The sequence below is a fragment of the Methylobacillus caricis genome (assembly GCF_020532705.1).
Lineage (GTDB): Bacteria > Pseudomonadota > Gammaproteobacteria > Burkholderiales > Methylophilaceae > Methylobacillus > Methylobacillus caricis.
Window position 1 is genome coordinate 561,834 of record NZ_JAJAVD010000001.1, and the last position, 21,466, is coordinate 583,299.

The 21,466-nt window shown below is 51.2% G+C and carries 18 protein-coding genes; 5 read left to right on the plus strand and 13 right to left on the minus strand.

All coding sequences use genetic code 11. The features are described 5' to 3' along the window. Positions 1–64: 64 nt before the first annotated feature. The 5 genes from pstB to LG200_RS02750 all read right to left on the minus strand — a co-directional run bounded on the left by pstB (position 65) and on the right by LG200_RS02750 (position 4,965). Positions 65–844, minus strand: a complete 780-nt coding sequence (gene pstB, locus LG200_RS02730; protein ID WP_226756065.1) for a phosphate ABC transporter ATP-binding protein PstB — start codon at positions 842–844, stop codon at positions 65–67. A 62-nt stretch (positions 845–906) separates the two neighbouring features. Continuing rightward, the gene (gene pstA / locus LG200_RS02735) at positions 907–1,845 is read right to left on the minus strand and encodes a phosphate ABC transporter permease PstA (RefSeq protein ID WP_226756066.1); all 939 of its coding nucleotides are present in this window, start codon (positions 1,843–1,845) and stop codon (positions 907–909) included. 4 nt (positions 1,846–1,849) lie between these two features. Next, on the minus strand, positions 1,850–2,791 hold the full coding sequence (pstC, locus tag LG200_RS02740; protein WP_226757283.1) for a phosphate ABC transporter permease subunit PstC: 942 nt from the start codon (positions 2,789–2,791) through the stop codon (positions 1,850–1,852). 93 nt (positions 2,792–2,884) lie between these two features. Beyond that, positions 2,885–3,904, minus strand: coding sequence for a PstS family phosphate ABC transporter substrate-binding protein (locus LG200_RS02745; protein ID WP_226756067.1), 1,020 nt, complete (start codon positions 3,902–3,904; stop codon positions 2,885–2,887). A gap of 170 nt (positions 3,905–4,074) precedes the next feature. After that, entirely contained in the window at positions 4,075–4,965 is an 891-nt protein-coding gene (locus tag LG200_RS02750) for a trypsin-like serine protease (RefSeq protein ID WP_226756068.1), read from the minus strand. Positions 4,966–5,133: 168 nt separating this feature from the next. Here LG200_RS02750 and prfB point away from each other — a divergent pair. The 3 genes from prfB to LG200_RS02765 all read left to right on the plus strand — a co-directional run bounded on the left by prfB (position 5,134) and on the right by LG200_RS02765 (position 8,712). Then, positions 5,134–6,238, plus strand: a protein-coding gene (gene prfB / locus LG200_RS02755; protein ID WP_226757284.1) for a peptide chain release factor 2 whose coding sequence is annotated in 2 segments (ribosomal slippage) — positions 5,134–5,214 and positions 5,216–6,238 — 1,104 coding nt in all. Because the reading frame shifts where the segments join, the coding sequence is not laid out codon by codon here. Positions 6,239–6,240: 2 nt separating this feature from the next. Then, positions 6,241–7,770, plus strand: a complete 1,530-nt coding sequence (gene lysS, locus LG200_RS02760; RefSeq protein ID WP_226756069.1) for a lysine--tRNA ligase — start codon at positions 6,241–6,243, stop codon at positions 7,768–7,770. Positions 7,771–8,145: 375 nt separating this feature from the next. Then, positions 8,146–8,712 (plus strand): bactofilin family protein, encoded by a 567-nt coding sequence (locus LG200_RS02765; protein WP_226756070.1) that lies wholly within the window; start codon positions 8,146–8,148, stop codon positions 8,710–8,712. Positions 8,713–8,783: 71 nt separating this feature from the next. Here LG200_RS02765 and LG200_RS02770 read toward each other — a convergent pair whose 3' ends face one another. Continuing rightward, positions 8,784–10,343, minus strand: a complete 1,560-nt coding sequence (locus tag LG200_RS02770; RefSeq protein WP_226756071.1) for a SulP family inorganic anion transporter — start codon at positions 10,341–10,343, stop codon at positions 8,784–8,786. A 45-nt stretch (positions 10,344–10,388) separates the two neighbouring features. Further along, positions 10,389–11,054: a carbonic anhydrase gene (locus tag LG200_RS02775; RefSeq protein WP_226756072.1), complete on the minus strand. Its 666-nt coding sequence runs from the start codon at positions 11,052–11,054 to the stop codon at positions 10,389–10,391. A gap of 488 nt (positions 11,055–11,542) precedes the next feature. Between LG200_RS02775 and LG200_RS02780 the strand changes: the two genes are divergently transcribed. Together LG200_RS02780 and LG200_RS02785 are read left to right on the plus strand one after the other, a co-directional pair. Further along, positions 11,543–12,970, plus strand: a complete 1,428-nt coding sequence (locus LG200_RS02780; protein WP_226756073.1) for a porin — start codon at positions 11,543–11,545, stop codon at positions 12,968–12,970. A gap of 166 nt (positions 12,971–13,136) precedes the next feature. Beyond that, positions 13,137–16,466 carry a bifunctional diguanylate cyclase/phosphodiesterase gene (locus tag LG200_RS02785; protein WP_226756074.1) on the plus strand — a complete coding sequence of 1,110 codons (3,330 nt, stop codon included), beginning with the start codon at positions 13,137–13,139 and terminating at the stop codon, positions 16,464–16,466. A gap of 46 nt (positions 16,467–16,512) precedes the next feature. Here LG200_RS02785 and fdx read toward each other — a convergent pair whose 3' ends face one another. The 6 genes from fdx to LG200_RS02815 all read right to left on the minus strand — a co-directional run bounded on the left by fdx (position 16,513) and on the right by LG200_RS02815 (position 21,456). Further along, positions 16,513–16,854, minus strand: coding sequence for an ISC system 2Fe-2S type ferredoxin (gene fdx, locus LG200_RS02790; RefSeq protein ID WP_226756075.1), 342 nt, complete (start codon positions 16,852–16,854; stop codon positions 16,513–16,515). Positions 16,855–16,857: 3 nt separating this feature from the next. Further along, the gene (gene hscA / locus LG200_RS02795; RefSeq protein WP_226756076.1) at positions 16,858–18,726 is read right to left on the minus strand and encodes a Fe-S protein assembly chaperone HscA; all 1,869 of its coding nucleotides are present in this window, start codon (positions 18,724–18,726) and stop codon (positions 16,858–16,860) included. A 24-nt stretch (positions 18,727–18,750) separates the two neighbouring features. Continuing rightward, positions 18,751–19,281 (minus strand): Fe-S protein assembly co-chaperone HscB, encoded by a 531-nt coding sequence (gene hscB, locus LG200_RS02800; RefSeq protein WP_226756077.1) that lies wholly within the window; start codon positions 19,279–19,281, stop codon positions 18,751–18,753. Positions 19,282–19,379: 98 nt separating this feature from the next. Continuing rightward, on the minus strand, positions 19,380–19,703 hold the full coding sequence (iscA, locus tag LG200_RS02805; protein WP_226756078.1) for an iron-sulfur cluster assembly protein IscA: 324 nt from the start codon (positions 19,701–19,703) through the stop codon (positions 19,380–19,382). A 10-nt stretch (positions 19,704–19,713) separates the two neighbouring features. Then, the gene (iscU, locus tag LG200_RS02810) at positions 19,714–20,115 is read right to left on the minus strand and encodes a Fe-S cluster assembly scaffold IscU (RefSeq protein ID WP_226756079.1); all 402 of its coding nucleotides are present in this window, start codon (positions 20,113–20,115) and stop codon (positions 19,714–19,716) included. 120 nt (positions 20,116–20,235) lie between these two features. Continuing rightward, positions 20,236–21,456 carry an IscS subfamily cysteine desulfurase gene (locus LG200_RS02815; protein WP_226756080.1) on the minus strand — a complete coding sequence of 407 codons (1,221 nt, stop codon included), beginning with the start codon at positions 21,454–21,456 and terminating at the stop codon, positions 20,236–20,238. Positions 21,457–21,466 lie beyond the last annotated feature (10 nt).

Consider the following 21,466-nt stretch of genomic DNA (forward strand, 5'->3'; position numbering starts at 1 on the left):
TAAAAGAGCTTGCCAATAAAAAAGCCGGATTGTTCCGGCTTTTTCGTGGAAATATGACAAGAGCCTAACCGAACTTGCCGGTAATATAGTCTTCAGTTTCTTTGCGGCTTGGATTGGTGAAGATACGGTCAGTATCATCATATTCAATCAGCTCGCCCAGGTACATATAAGCGGTGTAATCTGAAACACGGGCTGCCTGTTGCATATTGTGTGTCACCACCAGGATGGTGAGCTTGTTGCGCAGCTCGGACATCAGTTCTTCAATATTGGCAGTGGCGATCGGGTCCAGCGCAGAAGTCGGTTCATCGAACAGCATGATTTCCGGATCTGTAGCCAGGGCACGCGCAATACAGAGACGCTGTTGCTGGCCGCCGGAAAGGTTGAAGGCCAAGTCATGCAGGCGGTTTTTCACTTCGTCCCAGAGTGCTGCGCCCTTGAGAGCTTCTTCCACCTTGTCATCGACCACGCGTTTGTTGCGCTCGCCACGTACGCGCAGCCCATAGGCTACGTTTTCATAGATGGATTTCGGGAATGGGTTGGGTTTCTGGAACACCATGCTGATCCGCATGCGGACTTCAATCGGGTCTACACCCTTATCCAGGATGTTGGTGTTGTCCGGGTGCATGACGATCTGGCCATCATAACTATTGCCGGGGTAGAGATCATGCATGCGATTGAAGCAGCGCAGGAACGTGGACTTGCCACAGCCTGAAGGGCCGATCAAGGCAGTGATGCGCTTTTCATACAGCGGCATGGTGATGCCTTTGAGCGCCTTGTGGCCGTTGCTGTAGTAAAAATTCAGGTCGCGGGATTCGGCTTTGATCGGGCTAGTTGTTGTAACCATGAGTGAGATATCCTGATTCGATTTTGTCTGCGTAGTGGTCGTTGTTTCTGATGCTTGTTCTATTACCACTTGATGTTCTTGCGGATGCGGTAGCGCAACCAGATGGCCGTGCCGTTCATCAGCAGTGTCACCACAATGATCAGCGCGCCTGTGGCGGCTGCATTGATGTGGAAGGCATGATCCGGGCGTGATAGCCAGTTGAACATCTGAATCGGTAGCACGGTGAAGCCGGAACTCAGCCATTCAAAATTGATGAATGGGGCGGTATCGGTAATTGGCGATGGTGGCAGGAAGGCAATAAAGGTGAGTGCGCCAATCGTGATGATGGGCGCTGTTTCACCCAGTGCGCGGGCCATGCCGATGATGATGCCGGTCAGGATGCCGCCTGAAGAGTAGTGCAACACGTGATGGAAGACCACTTGCCACTTGGTTGCCCCCACTGCGTATGCCGCTTCACGGATGGCGACGGGAATGCCGCGTATGGATTCACGGGTGGCGACGATGACAATAGGTAGGATCAATAGACCCAATGTCAGGCCTGCTGTCAGTATGCTTTCACCCAGGCCCAGGCCATATACGAACAGGCTTAGAGCCAGAAGGCCATAAACGATGGAGGGCACGCCAGCCAAGTTGGTGACGTTAATCTCGATCAGGTCGGAGAACCAGTTCTTGGGAGCATATTCTTCCAGATAGATGCCTGCGGCAACGCCCATGGGCACGGCTGAGAAGAAGGTGACGAGCATAACCAGCAAGGAGCCCACCCATGCTGACAGCAAGCCGGCACTGGCTGCGCGTCGTGAGGGATAGTTGCTGAGGAAGTCCAGGTTAAAGCGCTGGTAGCCGTCGGATACCAGGTCAACAAACAGTGTCAGCAGGGTGAGCAGGCCAACCATCAAGGCAAGCAGGCCAATGATGGAAAAAATCAGGTCATTGCGCTTGTGGCGGCGGATCATGGCCCGCACTTCTGCGAGATTTTTCAGTACAGATGCTTGTGTTGTCATGATGTTAGTATGTCTCGCGGAATTTCTTGCGGGTGATATGGCCTAGGATGTTGAAGACCAAGGTCATCAGCATCAGGACCAGGCCTGCAGCAAAAATACTCTGATAGCCGATACTGCCGTGCGGCAAATCGCCCATGGCTACTTGCACGATATACGCGGTGATCGTGGCTGCACTTTCCATCGGGTTGAAAGTGAGGTTTGGTTGCTGGCCTGCAGCTAGTGCTACCACCATGGTTTCTCCTACAGCGCGCGATATCCCAAGAATATAGGCCGCGATAATGCCGGAGATGGCAGCCGGCGTGACAACGCGGATTGCCGTCTGGAAGCGGGTGGCTCCCATGGCATATGAGCCTTCCCTCATGCTCATCGGTACGGCACGCATGGCGTCTTCAGCGACTGAACTGATATAAGGAATAATCATGATGCCCATCACGATACCTGGGCCCAGCATGTTGAAGCCTGGCAGTTCAGGGAAAATCTTTTGCAGCAATGGCGTCACGAACAGCAGCGCGAAATAACCGAATACGACGGTAGGTACGCCAACCAGCAATTCCAGTATGGGTTTGACGATTTCGCGTGTGCGGTGAGAGGCAAACTCCGACAGGTAGATGGCGCCTATGGTGCCCAATGGAATAGCAACACCCAATGCAATGGCAGAGGTAGTGAGTGTGCCGGAAACCAATGGCAGGATGCCGTAGTGGGCATCCTCGAACAATGGTGTCCATTGTGTATCGGTGAGGAAGTCAATAATGGAAACATGTTCAAAAAAGCTGAGTGATTCATAGAGCAGGATCACCACAATAGCAATGGTGGTAGCGACAGCAGAAAGCGCTGCCAGCATCAGGATGAATTCAATGATGCGCTCCAGCACATGGCGGCGCACATTCTTTGCCAAGCGTGGACTAATGGGTAGTTCGATGGGCTTTTGTAACACTTGAGTGGTCATGTTCACGTTAATAATCCGTGCATTGTAACGGAATTGCAGCAATGCATGCGATGCCTGGAAGTGACTGGTGCGTCATTTCCAGGCATCAACCTGCTATTTGATACGCTTGAGAAGATCGGTGATCTTGACGCCTACTTCAGGTTCACCACCAAATCCGGTACCCACTTTCATGGTTTTCCAGTGCTCGTTGACTGCCGCATATTCATTGGCTGGCAAAGGAATATATTTCACTTCTTCAACCAGTGTCTTGGCATTGGCCAGGTAGAAATCAACGAATGCCTTTACGTTGGGATTGTTCTTGGCGGCGTTTGCGCTGACATAAATAAACAATGGGCGTGAAAGCGGCTGGTAAGTGCCGTTCATGACGGTTTCACGTGACGGCAGCACAGCCGGGGCACCGGCCTTAGCAACAATAGGCACGGCTTTTACGCGGGTGCTGTTTTCTTCATAATAGGCAAACCCGAAGTAACCGGTAGCCGCGACATCGCTTGCCACACCTTGCACCAGCACATTGTCATCTTCAGAGGCTGTAAAGTCGCCACGGCTGGATTTTGCCTTGCCGACGACGGCTTCAGTGAAGTAGTCGAAAGTACCGGAGTCGGAGCCTGCACCGAACAGTTTGACCGGTGTGTCAGGCCAGGCGGCGTTGATTTGCTTCCATGTCTTGATCTTGCCCTGGGCTTCTGGCTCCCAGAGCTTCTTCAGCTCTTCAACGGTGAAGCTCTTGATGAAGGTGTTTTTGGGGTTAATGACTACAGTCAATGCATCATATGCTACTGGCAGCTCGATGTATTCAATGCCCGCTGCCTTACAGGCTTCCATTTCCTTGGACAGGATAGGGCGGGAAGCTTCTGAAATATCAGTTTCGCCACGGCAGAACTTCTTGAAACCACCGCCGGTGCCTGAAATGCCAACCGTGACCTTGATGCGCTTGGCTTTCTGGAAATCCTCGGCAACAGCCTCGGTAATCGGGTAAACAGTGCTTGAGCCGTCAATACGGATAATGTCGTTTTTATCGGCTGCATCTGCATGCTGGATAGAAAATGCAGCAGTAACGAGGGCAGCAACACCTGCTACCTTCAATAACTGGGTTGGAACAAATTTGGATTGCATATAGGCTCCGTCGATTGATCAATGTTGCGTCCGGTGCATGAGGAGGCCGGGTTTTTTGGCAACGTGGCAAATATAAAGATGAATTGTTTCAGGTTTGTGACAATTCAGCAAAAATGCCATTTTGCCTGTCTCATCTCCTCATGTCATGCCTCAATGTCTCGTGACGGTGGTTAAAATCCCGGATTGATCCTGCGGGGAAGGGCATCTTGATATTGTTGGCGGAATTTTCTCCAGCCAAGCAGTAGCCCGGAGAGCATCAACAGTATGGTTGAAGGTTCAGGGACGGCTGCGACGGAAGAGCTGGCCATGCTGGATATGCCTCCGGGAATGCTGACGGTTTCCACCCATTGCACTGATTGCCTGGGTGTTTCGTCCGGATTGCTTGGCACGTATAGCATCATCGTGATATCCAGCCAGTCACGGTAAGCCGTAGGCTGCACATAACAGGATTTGTTGGTCAGGCAAATGGCAGAAGCGATCCCTCCCAGCACTGGCGCGACTGTATCGGCCAATCCAAGGTACAAGGCGCTGCCACTGTCACCACCTTGCACTATCGGCCTGCCATCAGGGCTCTGGTCGGCCACAATCCAATGCACAAAATAGTTGCCAGCGTGGGCATAAGCGTTTACGAGGGTGGTCTCTACATACTGATTGTTGCCATTGCCGCTCGCATTGGCAAGGGTAACAGTGCTGAAATCTGCAATGTTGCCAGCTTCAATATAAGTTAAATTCAGGGCGGTGAATGGCTGGTTTTCAATGGCACTGGAGAGGTGCAGCAATGCAAGGTCATTGCCTGGAAAGTTGTAATTTGGCAGGATGAATTTGGCGTCTATCATGGCCGATCCTGCTCCTGAGGAAAACATCTTGCCTGTAGTGGCGGCGTGGCCTGCTGTCAATACCCAGTTTGGCGCAATCAGAACGCCATCAGCTCCGCCTACAATCTGGCCCACCATATCGAAATCTGTGCTTGGAGTGCCATTAAGCAGTGCATGCGCCGGCGTGCTGCAAACCAGTATTGCCAATAGTATTGAAACGTGGAGTTGAGCGGGGACTGCTGGCATCTGTCTTTATCCTTGAGGGCGAATGGATGATTGTAGGTAAAACCTGGTGCCTGGAATACATAACTGGAATCATGGGTATTGTCATGAGTGATGAAGAGGGAACGGCTGGCACACAGGCAATAATGTATAATTGCATGCTTTGAATTCAGCATGGTTCGGACATTTCTCATGGAAGCGGAACAACTCAATATCATCGCCAATCGTCTTGACGATCTGGCTGAGCGTCACCAGGCCCTCCGGGGGTATCTTTGACTTCGACACCAAGCAACAGCGCCTGGAAGAAGTTTCCCAGTTGCTGGAAGACCCCAATATCTGGAACGATAACGAGCGTTCGCAAAAACTAGGCAAGGAACGTCGTGAGCTGGAGTTTGTCGTCAAGTCATTGACGGAGGTCGATAACGGCGTGCGTGACAGTCGCGAGCTGTTTGAGATGGCGCGTGATGAAAATGACGACAGCACCTTGCTCAGTATCGATAGCGATACCCAAGCGCTGGAAAAGATTGTGGCGGAAATGGAGTTCCGCCGCATGTTTTCCCACCCTATGGACCCCAATAATTGCTTCCTGGACATCCAGGCCGGTTCCGGGGGTACCGAGGCACAGGATTGGGCCTCCATGCTGTTGCGCATGTATCTGCGCTATTGTGAAAACAAAGGCTTCAAGGTCGAGGTGCTGGAAGAATCAGAAGGCGATGTGGCTGGTATCAAGAGCGCATCCCTGAAAATTTCTGGCGACTATGCCTATGGCTTCCTCCGTACCGAGAGTGGCGTGCATCGCCTGGTGCGTAAGTCGCCGTTTGACTCCGGCAATCGTCGCCATACCTCTTTTGCCAGTGTATTTGTCTACCCAGAGGTGGATGACTCCATTGTGGTAGAGATCAACCCTGCTGATTTGCGGATTGATACTTATCGGGCTTCCGGCGCAGGTGGTCAGCACATCAACAAGACCGATTCAGCTGTGCGTATTACCCACTTGCCGACCAATACCGTCGTGCAGTGCCAGAATGATCGCTCGCAGCATCGCAACAAGGATGAGGCGATGAATATGTTGAAAGCGCAGTTGTATGCATTGGAACTGCGCAAGCGCAACGAGGAAAAGCAGGCGATGGAAGATTCCAAGACCGATATCGGCTGGGGTCACCAGATTCGTTCTTATGTGCTTGACCAGTCGCGCATCAAGGATTTGCGTACCAATGTCGAAGTTGGTAATACCCAGGGGGTGCTGGATGGCGACCTGGATCCGTTTATTTCTGAAAGTTTGAAGCAGGGAGTGTAAGGGTGAGCGAAGCTGAAAATTCAAAGGTGGTGACTGAAACGTCCACCGTGGCGCAGGATGAAAACCATGTGATTGCCGAGCGGCGCGAGAAGCTCAAGGCCATTCGTGAGAAGGGCGTGGCATTTCCCAATGATTTCAAGCCCGAGCATATCTCGCAAAGCCTGCATGATCTTTATGACCCGCTGGAGGCTGAGGCACTGGAAGCGCAAGTTGTGCAGGTGGCCATTGCTGGCCGCATGATGCTCAAGCGGGTCATGGGCAAGGCCAGCTTTGCCACAGTGCAGGATAAAAGTGGCCGCATCCAGCTTTTTGTCACCAGGGAGAATATTGGTGAAGAGCTATATGACGCTTTCAAGAAATGGGATCTGGGAGACATCATTGCAGCGCGTGGCGTGCTGTTCAAGACCAAGACCGGGGAGCTTTCAGTCAAGGTCAGCGAACTGCGCTTGCTCACCAAGTCATTGCGTCCACTGCCAGAGAAATTCCACGGCCTCGCTGACCAGGAAACCAAGTACCGCCAGCGCTATGTGGACCTGATAGTTTCCGAGGAAACCCGCGCCACCTTTACTGCACGCAGCAAAATTGTGGCGGCAATACGCGCTTTCATGCTCAGCAACGAGTTCCTGGAAGTGGAAACACCGATGTTGCATCCGATTCCTGGCGGGGCTTCTGCCAAGCCGTTCATCACGCATCACAATGCGCTGGATATGCAGATGTACATGCGTATCGCACCTGAGTTGTATCTGAAGCGCCTGGTTGTGGGGGGCTTTGACCGTGTGTTCGAGATCAACCGGAATTTCCGTAATGAAGGGCTGAGTGTTCGCCATAACCCCGAATTCACCATGATGGAATTCTATGCGGCTTACACTGATTACCGCTGGTTGATGGATTTCACTGAACACTGTATCCGCGCAGCGGCGATCGCTGCCTGTGGCTCTGCTGTTGTGCAATACCAAGGCCGTGAGCTGGATCTGGCCAAGCCATTCCAGCGGCTCACCATTGTTGGAGCGATCCAGAAATATGCGCCTCAATATACTCTGGAGCAGTTGAATGACCAGGTTTTCCTGCGCCAGGAACTCAAGAAGTTTGGCGTAGAGGCGTTTGCCCATCTGGGGCTGGGCGCGTTGCAACTGGCATTGTTTGAAGAAACTGCAGAAAGCCAGTTATGGGAGCCTACCTATATTATTGACTACCCGGTGGAAGTTTCCCCACTGGCGCGTGCTTCTGACACTGATCCTGCCATTACCGAGCGTTATGAACTCTTTATCACTGGTCGAGAGATTGCCAATGGTTTCTCAGAGTTGAACGATGCTGAAGATCAGGCTGCACGCTTTCATTCACAAGTGGCTGCCAAGGAAGCAGGAGATGATGAGGCAATGTATTACGATGCGGATTTCATCCGTGCGCTGGAATATGGCATGCCTCCTACTGGCGGCTGCGGTATCGGTATTGACCGTCTGGTGATGCTGTTGACTGATAGCCCCAGCATCCGGGACGTGATTCTATTTCCGCATATGCGGCCAGAACATTAAGCTCAAGGCCGGAATTTCCGGCCTTTTTTGTATCATGCCTCGCGGTACCGTTGCCTCTGGGCGACAGGAGTTTTTGTTGTAGGATAATTTGACCTTAAGGGCCGGATCCAGTCTTGATGAGGCTTATAGCCTTGCTATACGCCAGAACGACAATAATTGCCTAGCTGGATAGACGGCCTGAATCCTTGATGCCGGGTTTTCAACGTCGTATATGGGCGACGTTTGATCGGTAATTCTCTTGCTAACTCTTAATTTACTTTTCTAACATGTTGATTTTTAGTGTTTAGTTATAGCCGGCACAGGCTTTGCTAACTGCATTGGGTCTGGATTCGCTGTCATGTGAATCTGTTTTCAATCCAGAGAGAGGTTTCCCCCATGTTAAACAAGCAAGGTCTTTTCAGTCGCAATTCAACTCCCAGCCATCATTCCAACTCGGTCAGCCCTTCCGTTTCCTCAGCTTCCACGTCGCTCAACAGCAAGCCGGAGGTATCGCCTATTCCCGGCCATATGGCCGCTGTAGCATCCGCCAGCACGCCCAAGCAGGAATCAAAGCCTGCGCCTTCAGCCAATACTGATGTACAGACGGGAAGCCGCTTGATCGTCGGCCCTGACGTCAAGTTGAAGGGGGCTGAAATTCAGGATTGTGACATCCTCGTAGTGGAGGGCCGGGTCGAAGCTACCATGGATAGCCGGGTTATCCAGATTGCGGCTGATGGCTCCTTTTCCGGCAAGGTGGGCATTGATGTTGCTGAAGTGCATGGAAATTTTGAGGGTGAGCTGACTGCGCGTAGCCAGCTGATTATCCATGCGACAGGTCGTGTCAGTGGCAAGATTCGGTACGGTAAGATTTTTATTGAAGAGGGTGGTGAGCTTTCCGGCGACATTGCATCGCTGTCATCCGAGGAAGGCTCGAAGGTCAAGCGTATCCAGTCCGCTTCATAACATGTCCTGTTGGCAATAAAAAGCCCCTTGGAAGGGGCTTTTTATTTTTTATTTCATGTGCAAATTCAAAATCAATATCCCTGGATTGCTTCAGCTTCCCTGGAGTGATATTTATTGATCAGGCTATCCCACTCTATGGTGACTTGGCCACCAGTCATCTCGTATTGCTTCTGCCAGCCGTTCAGTAGTTCTATGCAGGCATGGTCAATATATTCAAGATCATCAAACTGGACGTGGATGTCACGCCCAGCTTCCAGCCTGTCAAGCACGGACACCAGCTTGGGAATGCCGAGCAGGGTAGCCGAGCCCTTGAGGTGGAGTACGGTCTTGTTATTGCTGGCTTGATGCTCTGGCTTGATTGACACATGGGAGAATACATACAGCAGCTTGGCAATTGACAGGGCCAGGCCGGTAATCACGCCTGCCAGCAGGTTGAAGCTCACGATGGTGATGATGGTGATGATGTAGATTGCCAGCTCAGGCTTGCCATAGGCCAGAAGTTGTTTGGCGACCTTGGGGTAAGCCAGCTTGTAGCCTGTGTAAACCAGCACGGCTGCCAGGGTGGCGACCGGGATGTATTCAAGCGTGAACAGGAAAACGCTGATGAAAAGCAATAGCCAGAAACCATGCATGATAGTCGATGCACGGGTAGTGGCGCCTGCTTCAACGTTGGCGCTAGAACGTACGATAACCCCTGTCATCGGGAGCGCGCTGAGAAAACCGCAAATTGTGTTACCTACGCCCTGAGCCATCAGTTCTTTATCATATTTGGTGCGTACGCCTTGATGCATCTGGTCAACAGCTGCGCATGACAGCAGGGATTCCGCACTGGCAATAAATGCCAAGGACAGCACTGCAACGATGACGCCGCCTGTCATGGAAGCCTGAGCTATACCGAGCGTAGGTGTGACAATGGTGCCCAGGATATTTTCAAGATTGGTCGGACCGTCAAACAGGTCTGTCAGATACTTGATGTCAAAGTTGAAAAGATTGGCCACAATTACGGCCAGGACTACCCCAATCAGCGCACCAGGGATCAGTTTTAGTTTTGGCGGGGCGTATTTGGTCCAGAGCACGATGGAGGTGATGGTCAACAGGCCTATGCTGGCTGCATAAATGTTGCCGCCATGCACTTCAAATGTTTCAATCAATGCACTGGGTATATCCATCAGGTTCTTGATACCGTTCGAAAGCGGGTCACGGTCCAGCATGATGTGAAATTGCGAACCTATGATAAGAATACCGATACCACCCAGCATGCCATGAATCACGGCAGGCGAAATGGCACGGAACCATACGCCGAGCTTGAATATGCCAGCCAGTATTTGGACCAGGCCTGCCAGCAGCACGATGATGCCGTAAATGGCAAGGCCATACTCAGCCACAATGTCGGCGACAATCACGACCAGTCCTGCAGCCGGGCCGCTGACCGTCAATGGTGAGCCTGAGATGCTGCCTACAACTAGGCCGCCGATAATCCCGGTAATGATACCTGCAGTTGGAGGCAGGCCCGATGCGATAGCAATGCCCAAACAAAGTGGTACCGCTACCAGGAATACAACAATGGAAGCAAAGAAGTCCTTGCTTAAGGAGCCCTTGCTGACTGAAGGTGCTATGGTTTGACTTGTCATTGCGATGAAATCCTGAAATTAAAAATGAACCGACCCCCTATTTGTTCAGTTTTGAACAAGAGGGTGGTCGCCATTGAATATCTGGTAATGGTCAGGGAAGGTGACTTGGGCAGTTTGGAGATCGTAAACTCCGCCTACAATGCCGATTTCGCCGCGGTTGAGCAGGTCTCGCAGAATTTCGCTTGAATTCCAGATGGAATCAATCTGTGTTTTTACATTGAGATCGCATACATGCTGAACAAACTCTGCATTATTAGAGTTGCGGTTTTCCTTGATGGTTTGCTCAGCTTCTACTGCAGGGAAAATCATTTTGGTGATTTCACCAATGTGCCCACCGGAAAATCCATCACAAGCGGCCTTGATGGCGCCGCAACCGCTATGGCCAAGAACCACAATCAGCTTGCTGCCGAGATATTTGCACGAATATTCCAGACTGCCGATAGCTTTTCTAGAGGCGATATTGCCCGCCAAGCGAACACTGAATAAATCTCCCAGGCCTTGATCAAAAATCAGTTCAGTTGACGTACGTGAATCACTGCAACTGAGGATGGCAGCAAACGGATGCTGCTTGTCCTTGGTGATATTGACTACATTCAGCAAGTCTCGGTGCGCGGAAATATTCTGGGTAAAACGCTCATTGCCTTCCAGCAGTATGCTCAAGGCTTCTTGTGGAGACATTTTGTCGCGATCTTTTAATGGGTGTTTATACATATGTTGGATTCCCCCGGTTAGTAAAAATCAAATTGATTTTTAGGTGAATTAATCAAAGTAAGACTTAAAAAGAGACATGGATATAAATATTTTGTTCAGTACAAATATGATTATTATAGATAATTTTTTATGTATTTATAAAATACAATTTGTTAAAGAATGTAAGTTTTTGAAAGGACATGGTAAAAATTGCACCGTATCATGCAGTTAAATCATGAAGGTTCGATGAAAATAATCCAAAGTTTTTCTAATTCATAGTCCTTTTTTGGTATTCGCTGTTTTGTTCTTGTCACAAATTTGTCATTTCATGTACATGAGAAAGTCACATTGAATGCACATACTGCACGCCATACCGCTATGAGAAGGTCAATAACCTGACAGAGCGGGGCTTGGTGGTAAAAAAGCCGCCAAGAATGGGGTGGTATTAATCAGATTGATGCCACATCGATGAGTGCATGATTAAAGTGATTCTGATGACAACAGGGAAAATGAACATAAATGCAGCCGTCATGGCTGCTTTGCTGACCATGGCATCTGCTACTGCAATAGCAGATTCTTCACAAACTCTGGAATTGTATGTGGATTCCAATACCAAGCAGATTTTCTCAGAGCCCGGTCCTAACCGGGTAAAGATGGGCACATTCAAGCCGGTGGATGACACGGCAGAATTCCGCAGCGATAATTCGGCAGGCATTGATTTGGTGGAGATGAAGCAGAGCCTGGAACTCAAGCAGCGCGAGCTGGAAGAGAAGCTTGACCAGATTGCAATGGCACCTGCACCAAAGCCAGCCAGTTCCAGTAAAAGCTGGGCGGATACGATGAAAGTGCGCGGGTACATACAGATCCGCAGCAATCCTATCCTGGGTGGCGATAAGCAGGTCCGGCACCAAGCAGACCGTTCTATCGGCGATAACACCAACTTGATGATCCGCCGTATGCGATTGATATTCTACGGTGATATCGGTGAGCGTCTCTCTTATTATATCCAGCCTGATTTTGCCAGCCGTACTGGCAGTAGCGACAATACCGGCAATATTGCCCAGTTGCGTGATGCTTATGGTGATATCTACCTGACCAAAGACCGCGTGCACCGTATCCGGGTAGGCCAGTCCAAGATTCCTTACAGTTTTGAGAATTTGCAGTCCAGCCAAAACCGTATTGCCCTGGATCGTAATGATGCCTTGAACAGTTGCTGTAAGGATGAGCGGGATCTTGGCGCATTCTATTACTACACCCCGAAGGACAAGCAGGAGATGTTCAAGTACTTGGTTGACAGTGGACTGAAGGGTTCTGGCAACTATGGTATGTTCGCTTTCGGTGTCTATAACGGTACCGGTGCCAATCGTGACGAAAATAACGACAATATGCATGTAGTGTCGCGTTTCACTTATCCAGTCAAGTTTGAAAGTGGCCAGATTGTGGAAGCGGGTATCCAGGCATTGTCTGGTACTTTCAAGCCCAATCGCGGCACGGGTATCGCTGCTGATTCTGGCACCGACGGCTTCAAGGATCAGCGCGTAGGTGTCCATGCAGTGCTCTACCCACAGCCTTTCGGTTTGCAGGCTGAATGGAACTGGGGACGCGGCCCGTCGTTGAACGACGCAGGCACGAGAGTTGAAGAGAAGTCATTGAATGGCGGTTATATACAAGCCATGTACAAGATCAACGATTTCTATGGATATGGCGTGTTGATTCCTTTCGTCAAATGGCAATACTATGATGGCGCGCAGAAGTTTGAAACCAATGCGCCGCAGAACCATGTCAAGGATTGGGAGGCGGGTTTCGAATGGCAGCCAGTGCCTGAAATTGAGTTCACTGCTTACTATTCCAAGCTTGATCGCAATAATTTAGCGACAGCTCCCTATGACAAGTACAATACTGACATCTTGCGCATGCAGTTGCAGTACAACTTCTAACATATTTGCAGAGCAGTTCCAGCCCGCCTTGTGCGGGCTTTTTTATTTGCATTGAAGATTAATGCGCGATGTAGGAATTTACTAATACAATACCCGAATTATGTACATATCCAGCCACCAGCCTGTCGCCAGGAACAGGCCGATTCGATATTGCCTGACGATTGCAATGATTGGACTGTGCTATTTCCTGTTGGCACAAAGTGCAATCCAGTTCGGTGTGCCAAAAACCATCGCCGTCCTAATCTGGCCGCCAGCCGGGTTTGCCCTGGCAATGCTTGTTATCGGCGGTCATCGGTTTCTGCCAGGTTTGCTGATTGGGGCCTTTTTTGCAGAATACAGCATAGGTTTGCCTATCATGGTGGCAATCGTGATTGCGCTAGGCAATATTGCCAGTGCCTGGCTGGCCAATTATATGCTGAAGCGTATGGTGCAGTTCGACCCCGCCATGACTCGCTTGCGCGATCTTCTTGGGTTAATGGTCCTGGGAGCAGTGTTAAGCCCTGTGCTTGGTGCCACTGTGGCTTTGTCCAGCTTATCCGTGGCAAGCATTTTGGAGTCTGCTTCCTGGATGGATGTGTGGTGGCAATGGTGGATGGGAGATGCCTTGAGCATCATTTTGTTTACGCCGGCCGTTCTTGCATGTTTGCATCATGAGCCAATTCGCTGGAGCCGTGCCAAGGTAGTTGAGGCGGGGATATTGCTGCTGATTCTCCTGGCAATGTTTATTCTGGCCTTTACTAATACATGGTCTGACTCACTGCTTAAGCTTGAGGCAAAAGCGTTCCTCGTATTCCCCCTTGTGATCTGGGCTGCATTGAGTTTCCATCAGCGTGGGGCAGCGATTGCCTCTTTGAGCATTTCAATTACCGCGTTATGGGTGGCGGCGGGCTATCAAGGCTATTTCGGTATGCAAATGATGCATGCTGATCTATTGAATTATTGGTTATTTGTGCTGGTCACGGTCTCTACGGGAGTTGGATTGTCAGGCCTGAATGTCGGACGGGTGCGTGCCGGGGAGAAACTCAACAATCAATTGGGGCTTTATAACGCCTTGATCAATGCGCAATCCGATGCTGGTGAAGGGGTCATCGTCATTGAGCACGGCAAGATTGTGTATGCCAATGAGGCGGTGTGGCAGATTGGTGGCTATGATGCCCGCGATATTCCGCTGGGGTCAGACTTCCTGAACCTTATCCACCCCATGGACAGGGCGCGCGTGGCACAGCACTATCAGTTGAGAATGCAGGGACTTGATACACCCAGCCGCTATGAAGCGACAGGCATCAGCAAGTCGGGAAAGCCTGTGCCGATTGAGGTGGCAGCTGCCAATTACCGTGATGGCAGCGAGAGAGTGGTCGTGCTGATTATTGATATCAGTAGTCGCAAGCAGGCAGAGGCTGCGCTACTGCAAAGCCAGGCTGAATATCGCGAGCTGGTGGAGTCGGTGCAGGCAATTGTCTGGCGTGCTACGCCAGACGGGGTATTTACCTTTGTTAGCCAGGAGGCCGAAACATTGATGGGTTATCCGCTGGCTGAATGGACGCAGAGTCCCACTTTCTGGATGGAAAAAATCCACCCTGATGACCGGGGGTGGGTGGTTGATTTCTGCAAGGCTGAGTCGGCCCAGCTTAAAAACCATATGTTCGACTATCGCATGATTGCTGCAGACGGGCGTACTGTCTGGGTGCAGGATATTGTGCGCGTGATTCCCAACCGGTTTGGGCATCCCCAGGAGCTGGTGGGGGTCATGCTCGATATCACAGCCCGCAAGGAGGGCGAAACCAGTTTGCGATTATCCAAACAGGTGTTTGAGAATACGGCAGAAGGTATCCTGATCGCTGATCGCAACCGTCAGATACTGGAGGTGAACCAAGCTTATCTGGATATCACCGGTTATGCTAGAGACGATACGGTAGGCAAGCACTTGCGGCTGCTCGATGAGATAGGGGAGGAAGACCAGCCGATTGGTAATATCGTGCAGGAAAAAGGCAAATGGATGGGCGAGATACTGGCGCGCAAGCAGAATGGCGAGTATTACCCCGAGTGGGTGTCCATCAGTACGGTACATGATGCTAACGGCCTATTGCAGAACTATGTGGCGGTGTTGACTGACATCAGCCAGCGCAAGCAGTCCGAAGAGCGCCTGCAGTTCCTGGCTACCCATGATGCGCTGACTGGCTTGCCTAACCGGGCGCTGTTGCAAGAGCGTATGGAGCTGGCGCTGCTACGTGCGCAACGATACCGGAATCGGGTGGGGGTGCTCTTTATTGACCTGGATCGGTTCAAGATCATCAATGATACTTTGGGGCACCAGGCTGGAGATATGTTGTTGCAAGAGGCGGCCAAGCGCCTGAAGGATTGTTTGCGGCTGACTGATACGATCGCACGCCAGGGTGGTGACGAGTTTGTGGTGCTGCTTGAAGATTTTACTGAAACTCAATACCTGAGCGCAGTGGCCCGCAAGATCATGAATATGCTTGCACAACCTTTTATCCTGATGAATCAGGAGCTTTATATTAGCGCCAGTATCGGCATTAGCGTTTATCCCGAAGATGGTGTTGATATCTTCTCGCTGCTTAAAAATGCAGATATGGCCATGTACAAGGCCAAGGATGATGGAAAAAATACCTTCCACTTTTATTCAGCCGAGAGTAATACCCATAGTGTGGATCGCCTGATCCTGGAAAATAACCTGCGTCGTGCGCTGGAACGTGAGGAATTCACCCTGCTTTACCAGGCCAAGCTTGATTTGTCGGGACAGCATATCGTGGGAGCAGAGGCACTGATACGTTGGAACAGTGCAGAATTGGGAACCATTTCGCCACAGGATTTTATCCCAATCGCAGAGGAGACAGGTCTGATTATCGACATTGGGGCGTGGGTCATCAACCAGGCCTGCAAGGATGCCTATCAATGGCAGTCTATTGCCGGCCGACCGATCAGGGTGGGTGTCAACCTGTCTGCACGCCAATTCCGTGAGGATAGCCTGCGGGAGGTTATCAGCGAGGCCTTGGCAGACAGCGGGCTGACGGCAGATTGCCTGGAGCTAGAGATTACCGAGAGCATGATCATGCAAAATGCCGAGCATGCCAGCGATATTCTGCAGCATTTCCGCGATCTAGGTACGCATGTATTGATTGATGATTTTGGCACCGGCTATTCATCCCTGGCCTACCTCAAGCATTTCCCCATTGATTCTCTCAAGATTGATCGCTCTTTTGTCAGGGATGTGCCACAGGATAGCGATGATGCGGCGATTACACAGGCGATTATTGCCATGGCACACAGCCTGAAGATCAAGGTGGTGGCGGAAGGGGTGGAGAATCAGGCACAGCTTGAATTTCTGCGTGCGCAATCGTGTGACCAGCTGCAGGGCTATATTTTCAGCAGGCCTTTACCGGATGAAGATTTCACTGGCATGCTCCGGTTTGATACGGCGAAACGTGGCGGACGCACCCATATCAAGGATATGCAGTTTGAGTTGGATCAGGTATAGGCTGCCTGCAGCTTGGTATTGCCTTACCCAAGCTGAACCCTGCAATCTAGTGGGGTGGCTCTTTCGCCAGGTTAAGCGAGTAAATCGGGATTTCAACAACGATGTCCTCATCGCCAATAATCGCCTGGCAGGATAATCGGGAATCGGCTCTCAGGCCCCAGGCCTGGTCCAGCATATCTTCCTCATTCTCATCAGGTTCGGAGAGCGAGTTATAGCCTTTCCGGATGAAAACATGACAAGTGGTGCAAGCGCAGACACCGCCACAGGCGCTGTCTATATCTATATGCTGTTTGTGCAGGTTATGGCAGATCGAGCGGTCTGGCTGCGCCTCGAAGGTCTTACCTTCGGGGCATAGCTCAGGGTGGGGAAGTACGGTGATTTTGGCCATGAGCTAGATTTCCAGTGTATTCAGTGTTTGCCCTGCCAATGCCTGCTTGACAGAAGCATCCATGCGGCGTGCTGCAAAAGTTTCGGTAGCGTGGTTAAGCGCTTCCACAGCCTGGTGAATGGCAGTGCTGTCTTCTGCACCCATGAGCATGCGCAGCTTGTAGGCTTCAGATTCTATAATCTGCTTTTCCTCTGCATTGAGCAGAGCGTCACCATCCTTGGCAAGAGCGGCTTCTATTGCTTCCAGCAAGCGAGCGGCATCTACACGCGCTTCCTGCAGGGCGCGTGCCTCCTTGTCAGCAGCGGCAGAATTGAATGATGATCGCAACATGCCGATGATGTCTTCTTCGCTAAGGCCGTATGAAGGCTTGACGACAATATTCGCTTCAACGCCGCTGGTTTGCTCGCGTGCAGATACGGAAAGCAGGCCGTCAGCATCTACCTGGAAAGTCACGCGAATGCGTGCGGCACCTGCCGCCATTGGAGGAATGCCCCGCAATTCAAAGCGCCCCAGCGACCTGCAGTCAGTGACTAGTTCCCGTTCGCCTTGAAGCACATGGATGCTCATGGCAGTCTGCCCATCCTTGAATGTGGTGAAGTCCTGGGCGCGGGCAAGTGGCAGCGTAGAGTTGCGCGGGATTACTTTTTCCACCAAGCCGCCCATGGTTTCCAGGCCCAGCGAAAGGGGAATGACATCCAGCAGCAGCAGATCGTCGTCACTACGATTGCCTGCCAGTACATTGGCTTGTATAGCGGCCCCGAGGGCAACTACCTTGTCCGGGTCAAGGTTGGTTAACGGTGCCTGGCCAAAGAATTCGGCGACTGCCTGCTGAATTTGCGGCATGCGCGTAGCACCACCCACCATGACGATGCCCTTGACGTCTGAAATATCCAGTTGTGCATCGCGCAAGGCTTTGCGTAGCGGGGTTAGCGTACGGCTGATCAACTGCTGGCTCAAGGCATGGAATACCTCTTGGCTCAAATTCAGGTCAATCAATTCGCCATTGCTCAGCAGGGCGGTAATGTTGGCGCTGGCGTGCTCGGTGAGCCATTCCTTGGCTTCACGCGCCTTGGTTAGCAACAAACGGGTGTCTGCAGGGCTCAGCAGTTGCATGCCCGATTGCTCTAGTATCCAGCAGAAAATGCGTCGATCAAAGTCATCGCCGCCCAGCGCAGAGTCGCCATTTGTGGATAAAACTTCAAATACGCCCTTGGATAAGCGCAGGATGGAAACATCAAATGTACCGCCACCAAGATCATAAATGATGTAAATGCCTTCGGATGCATTATCCAGGCCATACGCGACAGCGGCCGCTGTTGGCTCGTTCAGCAGGCGCAACACATTCAATCCAGCCAGTCTGGCTGCATCCTTGGTGGCCTGCCGCTGCGCATCATCAAAATAAGCTGGTACTGTAATCACGGCGCCGGTAAGTTGACCACCCAATGCTTGTTCTGCACGCGATTTAAGGGTTTTTAAAATTTCAGCGGAAATTTCCACCGGGCTTTTGATCCCAGCCCGGGTTTCCACCTGCACCATGCCAGGGGCTTCCACAAAGCGGTAGGGCATATGACTTGTATCACCAATATCCTTGAGTCCGCGACCAAGAAAACGTTTTGCCGAGGCGATAGTGTTTTGGGAGTCCTGGCTTTGTTGTAGCTGGGCAGAGTAACCCACTTCAACCTTGCCTGCCTCAAGGTAATGCACGACTGAAGGCAACAGGGCCCGACCTTGGTCGTCCAGCAGTACAGTGCTCAGGCCACTACGAACAGTGGCCACCAGCGAGTTGGTCGTGCCCAGGTCTATTCCCACAGCCAGCCTGTGCTGGTGCGGGGCAGTACTCATTCCGGGTTCTGATATTTGTAGTAAGGCCATGGGTTGTAATCTTGATGCTAGTGGTTAGTCTTCCAGCTTGGTGATTTCATGTTCGACATCGTAGCGTATCTTGTCTATAAAACTGAGCTTGCGCACTATCTCGGCCGCGGTCTGCCAGGCTTGTTCCTGGTCAAGGGCGGTTTGCAGGTCTGCCTGAAGCTCTGCGGACTTGCTAAGCATTTCCTTTAGCATGGCATCCAGTGCGCCGATATCTTTGTCATGACTGGCCTCTTCGGTTTTTTCACGCCATTCCATTTGCAGCATCAGGAACTCAGCGGGCATTGCCGTATTGTTTTCTTCCTCTGTGTCCACGCCTTGCAAGTGCAATAAATATCGTGCGCGTGCGGTCGGGTTTTTCAGGGTGCGGTAAGCCTCGTTAGCCTGGGTTGCCCATTGCATGGATTGCATGCGTTCAGTAGAGGTGCCGGCAACAAACTTGTCTGGGTGTACTTCAGCCTGTATCTTGCGATAGCTTTGATCAAGTTCTGCATTATTGATCTCAAACCTTGGTGCAAGGCCTAGCAACTCAAAATGATTTTTCAGGAAATCGGACATACGGGGCGTGGTTCAATCTGCGGAAAATGGCACATCCTTGGCCGATAGGGCGCTGGCAAGGGCAATTAGGGTAAAACCTGCGGCAAGATCCAGCACTACTAAACCGTGAAGCTCTCGCCGCAGCCGCATTCGTCCTTGACGTTTGGGTTGTTGAACTTGAAGCCTTCGTTCAAGCCTTCCTTGGTGAAATCCAGTTCAGTGCCATCAATGTAAACCAAGCTCTTGGGATCAACAATGACGTTCACCCCGTGGCTCTCGAACATCATATCCTCGGCATTGGATTCATCAACAAACTCCAGTGTGTAAGCCATGCCTGAACAGCCTGTAGTCTTGACGCCCAAGCGCAAACCTATGCCTTTGCCTCGGTTGGCAAGGAATTTCTGTACCCGCTTGGCTGCAGTTTCAGTCAGAGTGATTGCCATGGTTCCAGCCTCAAGCTACCTGTTCGTCCTTGATGCCCTGCTTAGCCTTGAGGTCAGCTACCGCGGCACGAATGGCATCTTCTGCCAGGACTGAGCAATGTATCTTGACTGGCGGCAATGCCAGCTCTTCGGCAATGTCGGAGTTCTTGATTTCCATGACCTGATCCAGGGACTTGCCCTTGATCCATTCGGTCACCAGTGAGCTGGAAGCAATTGCGGAACCGCAGCCATAAGTCTTGAACTTGGCATCTTCAATAATGCCGCTTTCATTCACCTTGATCTGTAACTTCATCACATCGCCACAAGCAGGAGCACCAACCATGCCGGTACCTACCGTTGGGTCGTTCTTGTCTAAAGAACCCACATTACGGGGATTTTCATAGTGATCTAGTACTTTGTCTGAATAAGCCATTTTTTACTCCTCAAAATATGCAAAACATGTTGCTGTCGATATCGTGATGCAAATTATCTGCGTAGCATGTTTCACATGGTATTTCCCAGGCACAAAGCTGTATGCCTCTATAAGTAATTGCTAATGCTCAGCTGCCCACTCGACTGTACTGAGGTCAATACCGTCCAGATGCATTTCCCACAAGGGGGACAGTTCTCTCAATTTCCCAATCTTGCTTTTCATGAGGCCAATTGTGTAATCAATATCTTCTTCGGTCGTAAAGCGGCCAATAGAGAAACGAATCGAGCTATGTGCCAACTCATCCGAGCGGCCCAGTGCACGCAGCACATAAGAAGGTTCCAGGCTGGCAGAGGTGCATGCGGATCCGCTGGATACCGCAATATCCTTGACTGCCATAATCAGTGACTCACCTTCAACAAAATTGAAGCTGATGTTCAGGTTATGTGCTACACGATGTTCCAGGTCTCCATTGACATACACTTCGTCAATTTCTTCCAGTCCCTTGAGCAGGCGGTCGCGCAGTTGGCGGATACGCACATTTTCCGTGTCCATTTCCTCGCGTGCAATGCGGAAAGCTTCACCCATGCCCACGATTTGATGGGTTGCCAGAGTGCCTGAGCGCATACCGCGTTCGTGGCCACCACCATGCATCTGCGCTTCAATACGCACACGGGGCTTGCGGCGCACATACAATGCGCCTATGCCTTTAGGCCCATAGGTCTTGTGGGCAGAGAAGCTCATCAGGTCGACCGGTAGTTTTTCCAGGTCTATATGTACTTTGCCAGTGGCCTGTGCAGCATCAACGTGGAAAATCACGCCGCGCTCGCGACAGATATTGCCCAAGGCTTCAATATCCTGGATCACGCCGATTTCATTGTTAACAAGCATGACAGATGCCACCACGGTATCAGGACGTAGGGCAGCCTTGAATTTTTCCAGGTCTAACAGGCCACTAGGTTCAGGTGTCAGATACGTTGCCTCATAGCCAACACGTTCGAGCTCGCGCACGGTATCGATCACAGCCTTGTGCTCGGTTTGCACGGTAACGATATGCTTGCCCTTGGATCCGCTGTAAAAATTGGCAGCTCCCTTGATGGCAAGGTTGTTCGATTCGGTGGCTCCCGAAGTCCAGACAATCTCACGCGGATCAGCGTTTACCAGCTTTGCCACTTCTTCACGAGCATTCTCCACGGCTTTTTCCGCTGTCCAGCCAAACGCATGGCTACGTGAAGCCGGGTTGCCGAAATGCTCGGTCAGGTAAGGGATCATCTTTTCTGCCACCCTTGGATCTATAGGGGTAGTGGCCGAATAATCCAGGTAAATTGGAGTACGTACTGTCATATCAACTTTC

Bases quoted from the DNA above. Each gene is read 5' to 3' on its own strand.
- pstB (WP_226756065.1), bottom strand. From the start codon at position 844: ATGGTTACAACAACTAGCCCGATCAAAGCCGAATCCCGCGACCTGAAT.
- pstA (WP_226756066.1), bottom strand. From the start codon at position 1,845: ATGACAACACAAGCATCTGTACTGAAAAATCTCGCAGAAGTGCGGGCC.
- pstC (WP_226757283.1), bottom strand. From the start codon at position 2,791: ATGACCACTCAAGTGTTACAAAAGCCCATCGAACTACCCATTAGTCCA.
- LG200_RS02745 (WP_226756067.1), bottom strand. From the start codon at position 3,904: ATGCAATCCAAATTTGTTCCAACCCAGTTATTGAAGGTAGCAGGTGTT.
- LG200_RS02750 (WP_226756068.1), bottom strand. From the start codon at position 4,965: ATGCCAGCAGTCCCCGCTCAACTCCACGTTTCAATACTATTGGCAATA.
- LG200_RS02765 (WP_226756070.1), top strand. From the start codon at position 8,146: ATGTTAAACAAGCAAGGTCTTTTCAGTCGCAATTCAACTCCCAGCCAT.
- LG200_RS02770 (WP_226756071.1), bottom strand. From the start codon at position 10,343: ATGACAAGTCAAACCATAGCACCTTCAGTCAGCAAGGGCTCCTTAAGC.
- LG200_RS02775 (WP_226756072.1), bottom strand. From the start codon at position 11,054: ATGTATAAACACCCATTAAAAGATCGCGACAAAATGTCTCCACAAGAA.
- LG200_RS02780 (WP_226756073.1), top strand. From the start codon at position 11,543: ATGAACATAAATGCAGCCGTCATGGCTGCTTTGCTGACCATGGCATCT.
- LG200_RS02785 (WP_226756074.1), top strand. From the start codon at position 13,137: ATGATTGGACTGTGCTATTTCCTGTTGGCACAAAGTGCAATCCAGTTC.
- fdx (WP_226756075.1), bottom strand. From the start codon at position 16,854: ATGGCCAAAATCACCGTACTTCCCCACCCTGAGCTATGCCCCGAAGGT.
- hscA (WP_226756076.1), bottom strand. From the start codon at position 18,726: ATGGCCTTACTACAAATATCAGAACCCGGAATGAGTACTGCCCCGCAC.
- hscB (WP_226756077.1), bottom strand. From the start codon at position 19,281: ATGTCCGATTTCCTGAAAAATCATTTTGAGTTGCTAGGCCTTGCACCA.
- iscA (WP_226756078.1), bottom strand. From the start codon at position 19,703: ATGGCAATCACTCTGACTGAAACTGCAGCCAAGCGGGTACAGAAATTC.
- iscU (WP_226756079.1), bottom strand. From the start codon at position 20,115: ATGGCTTATTCAGACAAAGTACTAGATCACTATGAAAATCCCCGTAAT.
- LG200_RS02815 (WP_226756080.1), bottom strand. From the start codon at position 21,456: ATGACAGTACGTACTCCAATTTACCTGGATTATTCGGCCACTACCCCT.